Source organism: Paenibacillus abyssi (assembly GCF_014640295.1).
GTDB classification, from domain to species: domain Bacteria; phylum Bacillota; class Bacilli; order Paenibacillales; family Paenibacillaceae; genus Paenibacillus_D; species Paenibacillus_D abyssi.
On record NZ_BMGR01000039.1, the window covers coordinates 1 to 526 of the forward strand.

At 56.8% G+C, this 526-nt stretch carries 1 rRNA gene; it reads right to left on the minus strand.

The features are described 5' to 3' along the window. Positions 1-526 (minus strand): 16S ribosomal RNA (locus IEW11_RS24760); the annotation flags it as partial.

Sequence of the window (526 nt, forward strand, 5' to 3'; positions counted from 1 at the left end):
TTTGCTCCCCACGCTTTCGCGCCTCAGCGTCAGTTACAGCCCAGAAAGTCGCCTTCGCCACTGGTGTTCCTCCACATCTCTACGCATTTCACCGCTACACGTGGAATTCCACTTTCCTCTTCTGTACTCAAGCCTTGCAGTTTCCGATGCGAACACGAGTTGAGCTCGTGTATTAAACACCAGACTTACAAAGCCGCCTGCGCGCGCTTTACGCCCAATAATTCCGGACAACGCTTGCCCCCTACGTATTACCGCGGCTGCTGGCACGTAGTTAGCCGGGGCTTTCTTCTCAGGTACCGTCACCTCAGGAGCAGTTACTCTCCCAAGCGTTCTTCCCTGGCAACAGAGCTTTACGACCCGAAGGCCTTCCTCACTCACGCGGCGTTGCTCCGTCAGACTTTCGTCCATTGCGGAAGATTCCCTACTGCTGCCTCCCGTAGGAGTCTGGGCCGTGTCTCAGTCCCAGTGTGGCCGATCACCCTCTCAGGTCGGCTACGCATCGTCGCCTTGGTGAGCCGTTACCTCA